At 70.6% G+C, this 16,037-nt stretch carries 14 protein-coding genes; 8 read left to right on the plus strand and 6 right to left on the minus strand.

Annotated features, from left to right (window positions below; translation table 11 throughout):
* Window positions 1-89: 89 nt before the first annotated feature.
* Window positions 90-449 (plus strand): hypothetical protein, encoded by a 360-nt coding sequence (locus tag QM714_RS02405; protein ID WP_415097248.1) that lies wholly within the window; start codon window positions 90-92, stop codon window positions 447-449.
* Here QM714_RS02405 and QM714_RS02410 read toward each other — a convergent pair whose 3' ends face one another.
* The gene (locus QM714_RS02410; RefSeq protein WP_415097250.1) at window positions 450-1,964 is read right to left on the minus strand and encodes a leucyl aminopeptidase; all 1,515 of its coding nucleotides are present in this window, start codon (window positions 1,962-1,964) and stop codon (window positions 450-452) included.
* A 532-nt stretch (window positions 1,965-2,496) separates the two neighbouring features.
* On the opposite strand from QM714_RS02410, the gene gcvT reads away from it, so the two are divergent.
* Genes gcvT through QM714_RS02435 form a run of 5 tightly spaced genes read left to right on the plus strand, consistent with a single transcriptional unit; the run spans window position 2,497 to window position 6,003 of the window.
* Complete coding sequence (gene gcvT / locus QM714_RS02415) at window positions 2,497-3,609, plus strand: glycine cleavage system aminomethyltransferase GcvT (RefSeq protein WP_415097252.1); 1,113 nt, start codon at window positions 2,497-2,499, stop codon at window positions 3,607-3,609.
* Window positions 3,606-3,866, plus strand: coding sequence for a hypothetical protein (locus tag QM714_RS02420; protein ID WP_415097254.1), 261 nt, complete (start codon window positions 3,606-3,608; stop codon window positions 3,864-3,866). Before gcvT ends, QM714_RS02420 begins: the two co-directional genes overlap by 4 nt.
* 8 nt (window positions 3,867-3,874) lie before the next feature.
* Window positions 3,875-4,726: a PhzF family phenazine biosynthesis protein gene (locus tag QM714_RS02425; protein ID WP_415097256.1), complete on the plus strand. Its 852-nt coding sequence runs from the start codon at window positions 3,875-3,877 to the stop codon at window positions 4,724-4,726.
* Window positions 4,727-4,735: 9 nt separating this feature from the next.
* Window positions 4,736-5,530: a thymidylate synthase gene (locus QM714_RS02430; RefSeq protein ID WP_415097258.1), complete on the plus strand. Its 795-nt coding sequence runs from the start codon at window positions 4,736-4,738 to the stop codon at window positions 5,528-5,530.
* Complete coding sequence (locus QM714_RS02435) at window positions 5,527-6,003, plus strand: dihydrofolate reductase (protein WP_415097260.1); 477 nt, start codon at window positions 5,527-5,529, stop codon at window positions 6,001-6,003. The genes QM714_RS02430 and QM714_RS02435 overlap by 4 nt, the downstream gene beginning before the upstream one ends.
* Before the next feature lie 123 nt (window positions 6,004-6,126).
* Here the strand turns inward: QM714_RS02435 and QM714_RS02440 are convergent, their stop codons facing one another.
* Window positions 6,127-6,411 carry a CapA family protein gene (locus QM714_RS02440; RefSeq protein ID WP_415097262.1) on the minus strand — a complete coding sequence of 95 codons (285 nt, stop codon included), beginning with the start codon at window positions 6,409-6,411 and terminating at the stop codon, window positions 6,127-6,129.
* 406 nt (window positions 6,412-6,817) lie between these two features.
* On the opposite strand from QM714_RS02440, the gene dapA reads away from it, so the two are divergent.
* Both dapA and QM714_RS02450 read left to right on the plus strand, forming a co-directional pair.
* Window positions 6,818-7,717 carry a 4-hydroxy-tetrahydrodipicolinate synthase gene (gene dapA / locus QM714_RS02445; protein ID WP_415097264.1) on the plus strand — a complete coding sequence of 300 codons (900 nt, stop codon included), beginning with the start codon at window positions 6,818-6,820 and terminating at the stop codon, window positions 7,715-7,717.
* Between the two features lie 29 nt (window positions 7,718-7,746).
* On the plus strand, window positions 7,747-9,438 hold the full coding sequence (locus QM714_RS02450; protein ID WP_415097266.1) for a ribonuclease J: 1,692 nt from the start codon (window positions 7,747-7,749) through the stop codon (window positions 9,436-9,438).
* Between the two features lie 10 nt (window positions 9,439-9,448).
* Here the strand turns inward: QM714_RS02450 and QM714_RS02455 are convergent, their stop codons facing one another.
* The 4 genes from QM714_RS02455 to QM714_RS02470 form a co-directional block, all read right to left on the minus strand.
* On the minus strand, window positions 9,449-10,099 hold the full coding sequence (locus tag QM714_RS02455; RefSeq protein WP_415097268.1) for a lysoplasmalogenase: 651 nt from the start codon (window positions 10,097-10,099) through the stop codon (window positions 9,449-9,451).
* A 115-nt stretch (window positions 10,100-10,214) separates the two neighbouring features.
* Entirely contained in the window at window positions 10,215-13,526 is a 3,312-nt protein-coding gene (gene cydD / locus QM714_RS02460) for a thiol reductant ABC exporter subunit CydD (RefSeq protein ID WP_415097270.1), read from the minus strand.
* Window positions 13,526-14,569 carry a cytochrome d ubiquinol oxidase subunit II gene (cydB, locus tag QM714_RS02465; RefSeq protein WP_415097272.1) on the minus strand — a complete coding sequence of 348 codons (1,044 nt, stop codon included), beginning with the start codon at window positions 14,567-14,569 and terminating at the stop codon, window positions 13,526-13,528. Before cydB ends, cydD begins: the two co-directional genes overlap by 1 nt.
* 16 nt (window positions 14,570-14,585) lie before the next feature.
* The gene (locus QM714_RS02470; RefSeq protein WP_415097274.1) at window positions 14,586-16,028 is read right to left on the minus strand and encodes a cytochrome ubiquinol oxidase subunit I; all 1,443 of its coding nucleotides are present in this window, start codon (window positions 16,026-16,028) and stop codon (window positions 14,586-14,588) included.
* Window positions 16,029-16,037: the final 9 nt, after the last annotated feature.

Here is a 16,037-nt window from a genome sequence, read left to right on the forward strand (position 1 = left end):
GTCCGTCACAACTCGGCGGCACCCATCTTTGCATCCTCCGGGTAGCGGTTCGCAACGCATCCCGTCCGGTGACCCGGCACACTGTGGGCATGGCCTTGTTCGATCGGTTCCGCAGGTCGACGCAGCGGATGCGACGCCCCGGTGGCAACTCTGCGCGGACCGGGTCGACAACGGTGCGAGCGTCGTCTCGCGCCGACGAGGACCACCTCAACGACTTCGTCGCGACCCGGCGCGGGGTCGAGGGTTTCGTCGAGCCACGCACCGCCGTCAGCGACGTGACCCTCCTGCTGGTCGCCCACGACGGAGAGTGGACCCGCCGCCGGGTGCCTTCGGTGAAGTGGGCGCACGGCTTCTGCAACGAGCGCCAGGTGCCGTCGTACGACGCCGCGGTGGTCGGCGTGCCTCAGCGGATGCGGGACTACAACCGGCGGAAGAAGGCCGGCGGGTAGTCAGTCCTGAGCCGCTCGCTCTCGGGCGAAGTCGACCAGGGTGCCGACGGCGAAGCCGGTGCCGCCGGAGGTGACCTCGCCGTGCGGACCGCCGGAGTTGAACGCGGGGCCGGCGATGTCGAGGTGGGCCCAGGGCAGCCCGTCGGTGAACTCGCGCAGGAACGCTGCGGCGAACAGCCCGCCGCCCCAGCGAGTCCAGTCGTGCTGGGCCAGGTCGGCGACCTTGCTGCTGTGGATCCGCTCGTCCATGTCCTCGGGGATCGGCATCGGCCAGAGCGGCTCGCCGGCGACCTGCCCGGCCGCGAGCACCTCCTGGACGATCTCCTCGGAGCCCATCACCCCGGCGACCCGGTCACCGAGCGCGACGACCATGTGGCCGGTCAGCGTGGCCACGTCGAGGATCACGTCGGGCTTCTCCTCGGTGGCCATCACCAACGCGTCGGCCAGGACCAGCCGTCCCTCGGCGTCGGTGTTGAGCACCTCGACGGTGCGGCCGCCGTGGATGGTGAGCACGTCCCCGGGTCGGGTGGAGCGGCCCGAGACCATGTTCTCCGCCATCGGGGCGAAGGTCGTGACCGAGATGGGGAGGCCGAGGCGGGCGATTGCGTAGGTCGCCTGCAGCACCGCCGCCGCGCCGGCCATGTCGCACTTCATGGTGTGCATCGAGTTGGCGGGCTTGATCGACAAGCCGCCGGAGTCGTAGGTGATGCCCTTGCCGACCAGCGCCAGGTGGGCGACCGCGCCGCGCGGGCGGTAGCGCAGCACCGCCAGACGGGGCGGTGCGTCGGAGGCTTGGCCGACGCCGATGATCCCACCGCAGCCCTGCTCCGCGAGCTCGGCCTCGTCGAGCACGGTCAGGGTGAGCTTCGGAGCGCCACGTCCCTTCGTCACCTGCTTGTGGAAGGCCTGCAGGGACTCGACGAAGAGCGGCGGGGTGAGGTCCTGTGCGGGGGTGTTGACCCAGTCCCGTGCCTGGGCGACCGCGGCCGCCACGACCTGGGCCTCCTCGAACGCGGTCGTGGCCGCGGCCTGCCGAGCGATCGAGCTGAGCACGACCACCTCGTGAGGGTTCTTGGCCGGGCTGGCGCTGTCGGACTTGTAGGCCGTGAAGTTGTAGCCACCCAGCTGCCAACCCTCGGTCACCGCGCGGACCAGCTCGGGGGTGTCGGCGGGGAGCGCGATCGCCACCGAGGCCGCGTTGGCCACAGCCCGCGCGGCGGCGCCCGCAGCACGGCGTACGCCGGCCGCGTCGACGGCATCCTGCTTGCCGAAGCCGACCAGCACCAACAGCCCGGCCCCGATCAGCCCCTGCGTCGGCAGCTTGACGACCTCGCCGGGCTTGCCGGTCACGCCGAGGTTCGCCAGCAGCGGCCGGAGCCGGCGACCGAACGCGGCAGTCACGTCCTCCGCCCCCGCGGCCAGCCGCGCGTCCTTGCCCTTCTGCACCACACCCACCACGACGGCATCGGCGCGGGTCTTGGCGGGGCTGGCACTGCGCAAGGTGTAAGTCGTCACCCGCGCAGGATACGCGGACGAATGCTGGGGTTGCTGCGGTCGCCCGGCCCGCCCGGTGGGCCGTCTGCCGCGGTCTTCTTGCGTCTGCCGCGGTCTTGTAGTGGCAAAGTGGCCCGTATACGGGGTCCCCAGCCACCACAGCACCTCGGCAGACGGGTCGGGCCACCACAGCACCGCGGCAGACGGGGCGGGATGCAGTTTCGGAACAATCGGCGCACTCATCCCCGGGCGCGGCACACGCTCTGGTCCCGGGAGTCACTCGGGCTGCTGCAACATCTGCGGTAAGTGGGTGGAGCGTCACTTCTCATCGCGCACACGCAATGAGAAGTGCAGGCCCACCGAGATACCGCAGATGTTGCGGTGAGAGGAGTGACCGCCGCAGACCAGCAACCCGGGCGGCGACCGGAAGCTGAGGCCACCGCTCCCCGTCGGTGCCCCGTCGGCGAGCACCCAAGGCAACCAGCGACCCGGGCTGGCACCTCGCGCAACCCGGACTGGCACCTCGGCGGGGGTGCTGCGATACGTTGCGACCATGGCCGACACTGAGGACCTGCTGCGCTCACCGATCCACGACCGGCACGAGGCGCTAGGTGCGAAGTTCGCGGAGTTCGGTGGCTGGTCGATGCCGTTGGAATACCCCACCGGCATCGTCAAGGAGCACACCGCTGTCCGGGAGTCCGTCGGGATCTTCGACGTCAGTCACCTCGGCAAGGCGATGGTGTCGGGGCCGGGGGCGGCGGACTACGTCAACGCCACGCTGACCAACGACCTCGGCAAGATCCGGCACGGCAAGGCGCAGTACACCCTGTGCTGCGACGAGGAGACCGGCGGCGTCGTCGACGACCTGATCGCCTACTTCCACAACGACTCCCACGTCCTGCTGGTGCCGAACGCCGCCAACACCGCCGAGGTGGTGCGCCGCCTGGTCGAGAAGGCACCCGAGGGCCTCACCATCCGCAACCACCACACCGAGTTCGCCGTCTTCGCCGTCCAGGGCACCAAGTCCGACGAGGTGCTCGCGAAGGTCGGGCTGCCGGTCGGCCACGAGTACATGTCCTTCGTCGAGGCGAACTTCGGGGACGCCGGCGTGGTGGTGTGCCGGACCGGCTACACCGGAGAGCGCGGCTACGAGCTGATCGTCCGCAACAACGCGGCCGGTGCGCTCTGGGACGCGATCCTCGCCGCGGGGGAGGAGTTCGGCATCCTGCCGTGCGGCCTCGGCTCGCGCGACACCCTGCGCACCGAGATGGGCTACCCGCTGCACGGCCAGGACATCTCCCTCGACGTCACCCCCAACCAGGCCCGGCTCGGCTGGGCGGTCGGCTGGAAGAAGGACGCCTTCTGGGGCCGCGACGCGATCCTCGCCGAGAAGGAGGAGGGCCCCCAGCGGACGCTGCGCGGCCTGCTCGCCGTCGGCCGGGGCATCCCGCGACCGGGCATGTCGGTCTCGTTGGCCCGTGACGTGCCGCTCTGCGAGATCACGTCGGGCACGTTCTCGCCGACCCTGAAGAAGGGGATCGGGCTCGCTCTGGTGCCGACCTTCGTCGACCCCGAGGCCGAGCTGGGCGTCGACGTGCGAGGTCGCCGCGAGATCTTCCAGTGCGTGAAGCTCCCCTTCGTCGACACCTCGGTGCGTGAGTCGTGAACCTTCCCGAGCAGCCCCCGCTGATCCGGTCCGGCAACCAACCCGAGCGGAGCTGGTGGTGGCGGCTGGAGTCGGCGGGCGGCGATCTGGTCGAGGTCGAGCGCAGTCTCGCTGACCAGCGCTTCCCCAGTCAGTCCGACGCCGAGTCCTGGGTCGGCGAGATCTGGGCCGACCTCGCCGAGGCCGGGGTCGAGGCGGTCAGCCTCTTCGACGGTGAGCGGATGGTCTACGGCCCGATGCCGCTTTCGGCGAGCTGAGGGCCGCGATGCGGCCGTTCACCCAGGTCAACGTCTTCTCCGCCGACCCCCTTGGCGGCAACCCGGTCGCCGTCGTGCACGACGCCGAGGGACTGACCGACCAGGAGATGCAGCGCTTCGCACACTGGACCAACCTCTCCGAGACGACCTTCCTGTTGCCGCCGACCGCACCGGAGGCGGACTACCGCGTGCGTATCTTCACCCCGGCCGAGGAGCTGCCCTTCGCCGGTCACCCCACCCTCGGAAGCGCCCACGCCTGGCTCGCCGGCGGCGGGGTCCCGCGCGAGGAGGGAGCGGTGGTCCAGGAGTGCGGGGCCGGGCTGGTCCGGCTGCGGCGGGGCGAGCGGCTCGCCTTCGCCGCTCCGCCACTGGTCCGTGAGGGTCCGGTCGCGCCCGCCGACGTCGAGCGGATCTGCCGCGGCTTGCGGGTCGGTCGCGACGAGGTCGTCGACATCGCGTGGGCTGACAACGGCCCCGGCTGGATCGGCGTGCTGCTGGCTGACGCCGACGCCGTGCTCGCCCTCCGGCCGAGCTGGCCAGACCTGGTCGGCTTCGAGGTCGGCGTGGTCGGCGCCTACGCCGACGAAGCAGCGGCTCGGGTCGGTGCCGCCGTCGAGGTGCGCGCCTTCTGCCCGTCGCTCGGTGTGGTCGAGGACCCGGTCACCGGCAGCCTCAACGCGAGCCTGGCCCAGTGGCTGATCGGCAGCGGTCGCCTGCCGTCGTCGTACGTCGCCTCGCAGGGCACCGCACTCGGCCGCAACGGGCGAGTCTTCGTCGACCAGGACGGTGGCGAGATCTGGGTCGGCGGAGACACCGTGACCGTCGTGTCTGGCACGGTCGAGGTCGGTGCCCGGGCGTAGGGTCGGCCCATGCAGCAATATCTCGATCTGGTCCGCCGCGTCCTCGACGAGGGCGCGGAGAAGGGCGACCGGACCGGGACGGGGACGTTGAGCGTCTTCGGCCATCAGATGCGCTTCGACTTAAGCGATGGCTTCCCCCTGGTGACGACGAAGCGGATCCACACCCGTTCGGTGTTCGGCGAGCTGCTGTGGTTCCTCCGCGGCGACACCAACATCAAGTGGCTGCAGGACCACGGCATCACCATCTGGGACGAGTGGGCCGACGACAACGGCGACCTCGGCCCGGTCTACGGCTATCAATGGCGATCCTGGCCGGCGCCCGACGGACGGCACATCGACCAGGTCGCCCAGGTGGTCGAGCAGCTCCGGAGCGATCCTGACTCGCGCCGCCACATCGTCTCCGCCTGGAACGTCGCCGATATCCCGCAGATGGCGCTGGCGCCGTGCCACGCGTTCTTCCAGTTCTACGTCGCCGACGGGCGGCTCTCCTGCCAGCTCTATCAGCGGTCCGCCGACGTGTTCCTCGGCGTGCCGTTCAACATCGCCTCCTATGCCCTGCTGACCCAGATGATCGCCCAGGTCACCGGTCTCGCCGTCGGGGACTTCGTGCACACCCTCGGCGACGCCCACCTCTACCGCAACCACCTCGACCAGGCGCGGCTGCAGCTGACCCGCGAGCCCCGGCCGCTGCCGACGCTGCGGCTCAACCCGGCCGTGACTGATCTGGACGCTTTCGAGCTCGAGGACATCGAGGTCGAGGGCTACGGCCCGCATCCCGGGATCAAGGCGCCGATCGCGGTATGACCGATCGGGTCGTCCTGATCGCGGCGTACGCTCGCAACGGCGTGATCGGGCGAGACGGCGACATCCCGTGGCGGATCCCCGAGGACTTCGCGCACTTCAAGGCCACCACGCTCGGTCACACCCTGCTGATGGGCCGGGCCACCTTCGACTCCATCGGGCGACCCCTCCCGGGCCGAACCACCGTGGTGCTCACCCGCGACCCGGACTGGTCAGCCGACGGGGTGCTGGTGGCGCACACCTTCGACGAGGCCCTGGCGCTGGCCCGCGAGCAACCCGGCGACGTGATGGTCGCCGGCGGCGCCCAGATCTATGCGCTGGCTCAGCCGGTCGCCACCCATCAGATCCTCACTGAGGTGGATCTCGACGTCCCCGACGGCGACACCTTCTATCCGGTCTGGGACCCCACCGAGTGGCACGAGACCGCCCGTGAGGAGCACGGCACCTTCACCTGGCGCTGGCTCGAGCGCCGCTAACCGACGAGCTGGACGGAGAACTTGCCGTCCGGCCCGTGCTCGAGGATCTGGGTCGGGTGCCTGGTGGGGCGGAGCACGCGGACGGGGCCGTCGCCGCGCTGCCGAAGAGTGAGTACGACGACCTCACCGCGGTCGACGCCGGAAGCCGTGGTCCGTTGCCCGGCGAGCAGGTTGCGGAGTCCGAAGACTACCCAGGTGCCGTGGATGCGCTCGATCGGCTGGACCGCGTGGCGCCAGGGGAGTCTCGAGGTGACACAGCGCCAGGTCGGCGCCCGAGACCAGTGGCTTCAGGTTGGCCAGCATCGGCCGGAAGTCGAAGCCCGGGTGGCCGTCGCGGGCGGCCAGCCGCTGCGCCGACGTCCACACGTTGTCGTGGATCAGGATGTCGCCGCTGATCGCGACCGTCACCGTCCGGGTGCGCGGGCGCTCCTGCTGCGTGGCCGACGTCGGCTCCGAGGAAGGCTGAGAAGAAGGCTCAGAGGACGACCCGGCGAAGGAGCAGCACTCGGCCCGGTGTCTGCGGCGAGAGTGATGCCCGGCCCCTGCTCGGTGGTGTCGAGGCCCCGAGTGTTGGGCGTGAGGACCAGGAGCGGCAGGCAGGCGAGCACGCTCAGCTCAAGGCGTCGAGTCGTCCTGGTCAGGGGAGTACCCAACCGCATCCGGCCCCCACATGGTGAAAGACGCCGTAGATCACGCCCGAGTTGTCGGCACAGGTTGTCGCGCCGCTTGTCGGGACGGTTGACCGGGACGGGTTGTCCGGACTGGCTGTGGGGCATCCCACGAACCACCGGCGGCGACCACTAACCTGGAGCCCATGACGTCCGCACCCAGCGCTCCCTTCGGCCGCGTGCTGACCGCGATGGCGACGGCGTTCCACGAGGACGGCTCGATCGACCCGGATGGCACCGCGCGGATCGCGGAGCACCTGGTCGCGCACGGCCACGACGGCGTCGTCGTCTCCGGCACGACAGGGGAGTCGCCGACCACCACCGTCGAGGAGGACGGCCTGATCCTGCGGGCGGTGAGGGACGCGATCGGCGACCGCGCTACCGTCGTCGCCGGCGTCGGCACCAACGCCACCGCTCACTCCGTGGAGTTGGCCCGCCAAGCAGAGAAGACCGGGGCCGACGGCGTGCTGCTCGTGACGCCCTACTACAACAAGCCGTCCCAGGCGGGCGTGCTCGAGCACTTCCGCGCCGTGGTTGCGGCATCCGACCTGCCGGTGATGCTGTACGACGTCCCGGGCCGCACCGGCACCACGATCGCGCCGGACACCTACGCCCGCGCCGCGGAGTGGGACCAGGTCGTCGCGATCAAGGACGCGGTGGGCGACTTTGCGCGCGGGGTCCGGATCGCCCGAGACACCGGCCTGGCGATCTACTCCGGCGACGACGCCAACAACCTCGGCTGGCTCGCCCACGGCGCCTCGGGTTTCGTGTCGGTGGCCGGTCACGCTTGCGGCATGCAGTTGCGGGCGATGCACGACCAGTTCGCCGAGGGCGACCACGCGGCCGCGCTGGAGACCTTCCGGGCGATGCTGCCGGTGATCGACGCGATCATGGGAGTGTCCAACTACGGCGCGACCACCGCCAAGGGCGCACTCCAGCTGCTGGGTGTGCTCGACAACCGTTTCGTGCGCGGCCCACTGGTGCCGCTCGACGACGAGGAGTACGCCGCCCTCGGGGCCGCCCTCGCCGCCGCCCACCTCATCTGAGCCCCGAACCGAGAGAAGAGAAGAGTCCGTTGAGCCACCCCCATCCTGAGCTGCCCGAGGCACCACCACTGGCGGAGGGGGGGCTTCGGGTCATCCCGCTCGGCGGGTTGGGCGAGATCGGCCGCAACATGACGGTCTTCGAGCACGCCGGCCGGCTGCTCGTCGTCGACTGCGGGGTGCTCTTCCCCGAGGAGCACCACCCCGGGGTCGACCTGATCCTGCCCGACTTCGAGTCGATCCGGGACCGGCTCGACGCCATCGAGGCTCTCGTGCTCACCCACGGGCACGAAGACCACATCGGCGCGGCGCCGTACCTCCTCCGCGAGCGCGACGACATCCCGCTGGTGGGCTCCGAGCTCACCCTCGCACTACTCTCCTCCAAGCTGCGCGAACACCGGCTCAAGGAGACGGTGCGCCACGTGGTCGAGGCGGGCGACCGGCTGCGGTTCGGCCCGTTCGACCTGGAGTTCGTCGCCGTCAACCACTCGATCCCCGACGCGCTGGCCGTGGCGATCCGCACTCCGGCGGGCACGGTGCTGCACACCGGCGACTTCAAGATGGACCAACTGCCCCTGGACGGCCGGATCACCGACCTGCGTGGCTTCGCCCGGCTGGGCGAGGAGGGTGTCGACCTCTTCCTGACCGACTCCACCAACGCCGAGGTGCCCGGCTTCACCACCCCCGAGCGCGACATCGCGCCCGTGCTCGACCGGGTCTTCCACCAGAGCAAGCAGCGGATCATCGTGGCCTGCTTCGCCTCCCACGTGCACCGGGTCCAGCAGGTGCTCGACGCCGCGGTCGCGCACGGCCGCAAGGTGGGCTACGTCGGCCGTTCGATGGTCCGCAACATGGCCATCGCCCAAGACCTGGGCTATCTCACCGTGCCGCCCGGTGTGATGGTCGATGCCAAGCAGCTCGCCGATCTGCCGGCCGACCAGCAGGTGCTCGTCTCGACCGGATCCCAGGGCGAGCCGCTGTCGGCGCTGGCCCGCATCGCGCAACGCAACCACGGCTTCGTCACCATCGAGGAGGGCGACACCGTGGTGTTGGCCTCCTCGCTGATCCCCGGCAACGAGAGCGCCGTCTATCGGGTGATCAACGGCCTCTCCCGGCTCGGCGCGAACGTCGTGCACAAGGGCAACGCGCTGGTGCACGTCAGCGGTCATGCCAGCGCCGGCGAGCTGCTCTACTGCTACAACGTGGTCCGCCCGCGCAACGTGATGCCGGTGCACGGGGAGGCCCGCCACCTGCGCGCCAACGCCGAGCTGGCCCGGGCGACCGGCGTCCCCGCGGAGAACGTCGTGGTCGCCGAGGACGGCGTCGTCGTCGATCTGATCGACGGCCGAGCGCAGATAGCCGGCAAGGTCGACTGCGGCTACGTTTTCGTCGACGGATCCTCGGTCGGCGACGTCGCGGAGATGTCTCTCAAGGACCGCCGGATCCTCGGCGAGGAGGGCTTCGTCTCGGTGATCGTGGTGGTCGACACGGTGAGCGGCAAGGTTGCGGCCGGCCCGGAGATCCACGCCCGCGGGTTCGCCGAGGACGACTCGGCCTTCGACGAGATCAAGCAGCCGATCATCGACACCCTCGACGCCGCCCTCCGAGACGGGGTCAGCGACCCCCACCAGCTTCAGCAGAACGTACGCCGTGTGGTCGGCCGCTGGGTCAACAACGCCCATCGGCGACGGCCGATGATCATCCCGATCGTCATCGAGGCCTGAGCCCTCTGGGTCAGGTCGCAGCGAGCACGCCCCACACGATCAGGGCCTGGCCCAGGTGGTAGGTGACCATGATCGCCGGCCGCGCCCAGGACCGAGGCCGCACGAACCGGTCCATCGCGAGGATGGTGTCGCTGGCGACGAAGACCGACGCGCCTAGCGCCACCCGCGGATCGGCGGTCATCCAGGCCGTGATCGCCATCGCCGAGATCACCAGCATGTACGCCGCCACCGGCACCGCCAGGCCCCAGCCCTCGCTTCGGTAGGCCGACGGGAGCACCTCCCGCCCGGCGCCGAGCGCCAGCACGACGAACGCGACTCCGGCCACCGCCAAGGCAGGCGACGGCAGCCCGAGGACCACGAAGCAGACGACGTAGGCCAGGTGCCCGACCAAGAACGCCGCCAGGCCGGCCTGGAACCTGGCCGCGGAGTCGCCCAGCAGCATCACGTCACCGAGCAGTCCGAAGACCAGCGCGACCGCGAGCCACGTGCCCGCACCCGTCTCGAGCGCCCCGCCCGCGAGGGCGACCGCGATCAGCGCGATCAGCGTGGCCGGCTTGGCCCATTGCTCGGTCCGTCGATCGTCACGCACCACCGCCACCCAGTCGACGGCGGCCAGCACCCCCGTCACACCCGCTAGCGCCCAGATCACCGACAGCAGCATGCCACTGCTGGCCCCGGGCGTCGCTGCAACATCTGCGGTACGTGCACGGGGCTTCACTTCTCATTGCGTGTGCGCCGTGTGAGGTGAAGGTCCACCCACTTACCTTGATGAAGCATCAGCGCAGCGTCACAACCTGATCCATCGCGTCCAGGCCGATGGTGCCGTGGGTGATCCAGACGATCGAGCGACCGCGCTCCTCGCCGAGGATCTCCTGGCTGACCCGGCGGGCGGTGTCGGAGTCCAGGTGGGCGGTCGGCTCGTCGAGGACGAGCACCGGCTGGTCGGCCAGCCAGGCCCGGGCGAGGGCGATCCTGGCCCGCTCGCCTCCCGACACGTGGGCGCTGCCCTCGCCGATCGGGGTGTCCAGGCCACGAGGCAGCGAGTCGACCCAGGAGCCCAGGTGGGCGGCATCGAGAGCCTTGCGGACCTCCTCGTCGGTCGCGTCCGGCCGGGCCAGCCGCACGTTCTCCACCACGGTGGACCCGAACACGTGCGGGTCGTCGTCGACCAGCCCGGTGGCACCGCGCAGGTCGCCGAAGGCGAGCTCGCGCAGGTCGACCTCGGCGAGCGTCTGGCTGCCCGAGTGCGGGTCGAGGAAGCGCATCATCACTGCGGCATAGGTCGACTTCCCGGTGCCCGACGCGCCCACCAGTCCGACTCTCGCCCCGGCGGGAAGGTCGAGGGAGAAGTCGGTGAGGGCATCCTGCTCACCCCAGCCCACCGAGATGGCGTGGGCACGGGCGTCGGGACGGGTCAGGTCGGCGGCCACCGGAGCCGCCGGCTCGGTCACCACCGGGCTCTGAGAGGTGAGTGCGTCGAGGCGGCGCTGGGCCGCGGCGGTGCGGACGGCGAGGGCGCCGGCGTCCGGAAGCGGCGCGAAGGCGTCGACCAACGCGAGTGGAAGCAGCACCAGGAGCGCGAGCATCGCGTCCGACGTCGCGCCACGAGGCACGACGACAGCGATGGCGGCCACCCCGCACCCGCCCGCGACGATCGGCAGGAGCCGACCGAGCGCCGTCGCGCGTGCGGACCGACGTGCAGCCGAACCCAGGCTCTCGCTCGCGGCATCCAGGTCGACCAGGGCCCGGTCGTCGGCGCCCCAGAGCACCAGGTCGCGGGCCGAGCTGACGATCTGCTCCACGCGGGCGGACAGACCGGCCCGCGCGGCCACGAAGGCAGGCTCGGCAGCGGCGACGCCACGGTGGGCGAGGGGGAGGCCGAGGGCGGCGACCAGGCAGACCACCAGCACGGTGGCCCCCGCCCGCGGATCGAGCGCGGCCGCCAGGACGACGGCCAGCAGGCTGACCCAGATCGCGGTCCACACCGGCTGCCGGACGCGGAGCTGACGGTCGACCAGGGAGTCGACGTCGTCCACGACGGAGCTGAGCAGATCGCCCCGGCGCGTGCCGAGCCGCCCGGGCACCAGCGGGACCAGCGCGTCGTACACCTCCGCGCGCCGCTCGGCGAGCAACCGCAGGGCCGCGTCGTGGGAGACCAACCGCTCGGCGTATCGCAGCGCGGGGCGACCCAGGCCGAAGGCGCGCACCGCGACGATCGCGACCATCAGGTCCAGCACCGGTGGTTGCTCCGAGGCGCGGGTGATCAGCCAGCTCGCGGTGGCCGTCAGCGCGACGCCACAGACGACGGACAGGGTGCCCAGGAGGGTGCCGGTCCGGGCGCCGGCGCGGAACCGGGTGCGGCGGGGTGGTTTGTTCGCAACGGTCTGAGTAGGAGCCCGGTCGGAACCCGAGTGGTCGAGCGCGGCCGGTGTCGCCGCCGGCTCGACCACATCCGGCGACGCCCGGGGAACTTGAGGGGAGAGCGTGACTAGATGGGTGGCAACCTCCGTCACGGCCGGTCGGTGCGCGACCACGACGACACAGGAGCGGCGGCTCAGGTCCCGCAGCGCGTCGAGCAGGATCGCCTCGGTGGCCTCGTCCAGGTGCGCGGTGGGCTCGTCCAAGAAGACATAGGGGCGCTCGGCCAACAGCACTCGGGCGAGGGCCAGCCGTGCCCGCTGTCCGGCGGAGAGTCCGGCGCCGTCCTCGCCGAGCTCGGTGCCGAGTCCGGCCGGCAGGGCGGCGACCACCTCGCCCAGAGCGACCCGGTCGAGCACGGCACGGAGCTCGTCGTCCGTCGCTTCGGGTCGGGCGACTCGCAGGTTGTCCGCCACCGAGCCGGAGAAGAGCCACGGCCGCTGCGGCGACCAGGCCACCTGCGTGCGCCAGCCGGCCAGGTCGGCGCCGGCCAGCGAGGTGGAGCCGATCCGCACCTCACCGGCGTCGGGAGAGAGCTCGCCCAGCAGGGTGGCGAGCAGGGTGGACTTGCCGCTGCCGGACGGTCCGACGACGGCCGTCAGCCCGGGGGAGGGGAGCACCGCGGTGAGGTCGTCGACCGCCGCCGTGGCGCGATCGGGATAGCGGACGATGAGGCCGTCGAGCGTGATAGGCGCTCCAGGAGTGATCGGGTCACCCTGCGGAGCCGGCTCGGTCGCCAGCAGCGCGTCGGCCTGCTCGAAGGCGGCCGTGCCCTCGGCGGCGGCGTGGAACTCGGCACCCACCCGCCGCAGCGGCCAGTAGGCCTCGGGTGCCAACAGCAGCACCACCATCGCGGTCCAGAAGTCGAGCCGGCCGGCAGCGAGCCGCAGCCCGACGTCGACGGCGACCAGGGCGACGGAGAGGGTCGCGATCAGCTCCAGAGCGCCGGAGGAGACGAACGCGATGCGAAGCGTGTCCAAGGTGGCGCGCCGATAGCGGTCGGTGATGGCCCGGATCGAGGCGGCCTGCGCCTCGGCGCGCCGGAAGGCGACCAGGGTCGGCAGACCCCGCACCACGTCGAGGAAGTGCCCGGAGAGGACCGCGAGCAGCCGCCACTGTCGGTCGGCGCGCTCCTGGGTGGCGTGGCCGATCAGGATCGCGAACACCGGCACCAGCGGGAGCGTCAGCAGGACGATCAGCCCGGCCTGCCAGTCGAGCAGCAGCAGCGCGAGCACCGTGATCGCGGGCAGCACACTCGCCATCACCATCGCCGGCAGGTAGCGGGTCAGGTAGGGCTCCACCGCCGCCATCCCGCGCGTCGCCAGCAGGGTCAGCTCGCCGGCCCGGCGGCGGGAGAGGGCGAGCGCGTCCAGGTCCAAGGTGGCCCGCAGCAGCCGTCGGCGCAGGGCCGAGGAGACCTGGGTCGCCGCGGTGGCCGAGGCGACGTCGACGACGTACGACGACGCGAGCCGCGCCGCCGTGATCGCCAGCACCCACCACGCGGCGCCCTGCCAGTGCCCACTATCGACGACCCGGACCACCAGCGTGCCGATGGCGAAGCCCTGGGCGACGGTGAGCAGACCGCCCAGCGTGCCTCCGGCCAGCACCCCGAGGAGAGCTCGGCGTGCTGGCCGGAGGTGGATCAGGACTCGTGGATCCAGTGGCCGCATCAGGCCTGCACGGTATCCCCGACGGGGTCGGGGATGTGGTGCGTGGAGATCCGCTTGCGGAAGATCCAGTAGGTCCAGGCCTGATAGATGAGCACGATCGGCGTGAAGACCACGGCGACCCAGGTCATCACCTTCAGGGTGTACTGCGTCGCGGCGGCGGAGACCCCCACCGCCGGGTTGTGGGACGCCATCAGCGAGAAGGCCGGATCCGTGCTCGACGGCATCACGGCCGGGAACAGGGCCCAGAACAGGCCGGCCACCGCGCAGGCGATAGTCACCGCCGTGCCGATGAAGGCCCAGCCCTCGCTTCCTCGAGCGGCCATCCCGATCGCGGCGAGCAGAGCCACAGCGGCCACCGCGAAGAACAGCAGCGGCATGATCTCCCAGTCGTACTTCGCGAGCGTCCACACGATGAACACCACCGCGATCACCGCGGCGACCAAGCCGAGCCTGACCGCGAGGGACCGGGCACGGTGCCGGATGTCGCCGTCGGTCTTGAGGGCCAAGAACATCGCGCCGTGGGTGAGGAAGAGGGAGAGCGTGACCAGCCCGCCGAGCAGGCCGTAGGGGTTCAACAGGGTGAGCAGGTTGCCGGTGAACTCCTTGTGCTCGTCGATCGGCACGCCCGCCACGATGTTGGCGAACGCGACACCCCACAGCAGCGCGGGCACGTACGACCCGAAGATGGCGGCCATGTCCCACCGGCTCCGCCAGGTGTCGTCGTCGCGCTTGCCGCGGTAGTCGAAGGCCAGGTTGCGCACGATCAGCGCGACCAGGATGAGCAGCAACGCGAGGTAGAAGCCGCTGAACAAGGTGGCATACCACTCCGGGAAGGCCGCGAAGGTCGCGCCGCCGGCGACCAGCACCCACACCTCGTTGCCGTCCCAGGTCGGGCCGATGGTGTTGTAGAGGACGCGGCGCTCCTTCTCGTCCTTCGGCAGGATCGGCAGCAGCATGCCGACGCCGAAGTCGAAGCCCTCCAAGACGAAGTAGCCGATCCACAAGATCGCGATGAGGGCGAACCAGACAGTGGTGAGTTCCATGATCGTCTCGTTCCTCTCAGTAGGCGAACGACAGCGGGGCGTCGTCGTCCGAACCGCCGAGCGGCACGTCCGGCGGCTCCTCGAACGGATCGGCACCGCGCTTGACGTACTTCGCGAGCAGGCCGATCTCGACGACCGCGAGGACGCCGTACAGCAGCGTGAAGACCGTCACCGAGGTCCACACCTCGTAGGCAGGGACACTGGGGGAGACGCCGTGCTCGGTCGTCATCAACCCGAAGACGACCCAGGGCTGGCGACCCATCTCGGTGAACAGCCAACCCCAGGAGCTGGCGAACACCGCGGCGATCGGCATCAGGATTCCGAACCGGCCGAACCAGGGACTGGTCGGCGCGCGACCGCGCCGGGTCAGCCACAAGATCAGCGCCGCGCCGGCGGCCACCAGGACGCCGAGCCCGATCATGAACCGGAAGGACCAGTAGGTCACCGGGATCACCGGCACGTAGTCCCCGGCGCTGTAGTAGGTGGCGCCCGGGTCCTGGCCGTACTTCTCGATGTACCTCTCGCGGAGCTGGTTGATGCCCTCGACCTTGCCGTTCCAGTCGCCGGTCGCCAGGAAGGACAGCAGCCGCGGCACCTTGATCGCGAACTTCTCGGTCTGACCGTCCGGCGTGCCGATGGTGAAGATCGAGAACGACGCGGGCTGCTCGGTGTCGTAGAGCGCCTCGGCCGCCGCCATCTTCATGGGTTGCACCTCGGTCATGATCTTGCCCTGGACGTCGCCGGTGATGGCCACGCCCAGTCCGCCGATCAGCGAGACCGCAGCGCCGAACCGGATCGCCTTGAGGTAGAGCGGCCGGTCATGCTCCTTGTCCTTGCGCACGTAGAGGTAGGCGCCGATGCCGAGCACGAACGCGCCCGCGGTCATGTACGCCGCCATCACCACGTGCGGGAAGGTCACCAGCTGGACCTTGTTGAACATGACGGCCCAGAAGTCGGTCAGCTCCGCGCGTCCGCTGTCGGGGTTGTAGGTGTAGCCGACCGGGTGCTGCATCCAGGAGTTCGCCGCGAGGATGAACCAGGAGGAGGCGAGGGTGCCCAGGTGCACCAGCCAGATCGTGGTGGCGTGCAGGGCACGGGGGAGCTTGTCCCACCCGAAGATCCATAGGCCGAGGAAGGTCGACTCGAGGAAGAAGGCGAGCAGCCCCTCGACGGCCAGCGGGGCGCCGAAGATGTCGCCGACGAAGCGGGAGTAGTCCGACCAGTTCATGCCGAACTGGAACTCCTGCACGATGCCGGTGGCGACGCCGATGGCGAAGTTGATGAGGAACAGCCGGCCGAAGAACTTGGTGAGCCGGAGGTACTCCGGCTTGTTGGTGCGCACCCAGATCGTCTCGAGGATGGCGATGAGGGCGGTCAGGCCGATGGTCAGCGGCACGAACAAGAAGTGGTAGACGGTGACGATGCCGAACTGCCACCGGGCGATGTCGAGAACATCCACAAGCGTGGC

The sequence above is a fragment of the Nocardioides sp. genome (assembly GCF_047602075.1).
In the GTDB taxonomy this organism is placed as follows: Bacteria; Actinomycetota; Actinomycetes; order Propionibacteriales; family Nocardioidaceae; genus Nocardioides.

Bases quoted from the DNA above. Each gene is read 5' to 3' on its own strand.
- cydD (WP_415097270.1), bottom strand. From the start codon at position 13,526: ATGCGGCCACTGGATCCACGAGTCCTGATCCACCTCCGGCCAGCACGC.
- cydB (WP_415097272.1), bottom strand. From the start codon at position 14,569: ATGGAACTCACCACTGTCTGGTTCGCCCTCATCGCGATCTTGTGGATC.
- QM714_RS02455 (WP_415097268.1), bottom strand. From the start codon at position 10,099: ATGCTGCTGTCGGTGATCTGGGCGCTAGCGGGTGTGACGGGGGTGCTG.
- QM714_RS02425 (WP_415097256.1), top strand. From the start codon at position 3,875: ATGCGGCCGTTCACCCAGGTCAACGTCTTCTCCGCCGACCCCCTTGGC.
- QM714_RS02435 (WP_415097260.1), top strand. From the start codon at position 5,527: ATGACCGATCGGGTCGTCCTGATCGCGGCGTACGCTCGCAACGGCGTG.
- QM714_RS02430 (WP_415097258.1), top strand. From the start codon at position 4,736: ATGCAGCAATATCTCGATCTGGTCCGCCGCGTCCTCGACGAGGGCGCG.
- QM714_RS02405 (WP_415097248.1), top strand. From the start codon at position 90: ATGGCCTTGTTCGATCGGTTCCGCAGGTCGACGCAGCGGATGCGACGC.
- gcvT (WP_415097252.1), top strand. From the start codon at position 2,497: ATGGCCGACACTGAGGACCTGCTGCGCTCACCGATCCACGACCGGCAC.
- dapA (WP_415097264.1), top strand. From the start codon at position 6,818: ATGACGTCCGCACCCAGCGCTCCCTTCGGCCGCGTGCTGACCGCGATG.